Origin of the sequence: Pseudomonas sp. HY7a-MNA-CIBAN-0227, assembly GCF_040310325.1 — a bacterium.
Taxonomy (GTDB): domain Bacteria; phylum Pseudomonadota; class Gammaproteobacteria; order Pseudomonadales; family Pseudomonadaceae; genus Aquipseudomonas.
In genome coordinates this window covers 1-247 of the sequence record NZ_JBEOPT010000295.1, presented here as the reverse complement: position 1 = coordinate 247, position 247 = coordinate 1, and the positions used below count along the sequence as shown (strand labels likewise).

Sequence of the window (247 nt, the reverse complement as noted above, 5' to 3'; positions counted from 1 at the left end):
GCGCGGGGCACACCGATACAATCGACCACGCAAGGCATCGTTAGTAAAGTTGGTGACAATACATTAGGGGGACGCGTGGTGGTAGTGGTTGGACCGGGCGGCGCAGGACATTATTACGCCCATCTAGAAGATTATGCCGACATCGCGCCCAATGACTGGGTCAATGCTGGTGATATCATCGGCTATGTTGGCGACAGTGGTAATGCCAAAGGCACACCGACCCATGTGCATTATGGTATTTATATCA

Annotated in this window: 1 protein-coding gene; it reads left to right on the top strand. The window is 52.2% G+C overall.

Annotation, left to right across the window (positions count from 1 at the left end; genetic code table 11):
• On the top strand, positions 1-247 hold a 247-nt coding region (locus AAEZ06_RS27990), incomplete at both ends, for a M23 family metallopeptidase (protein WP_350617436.1).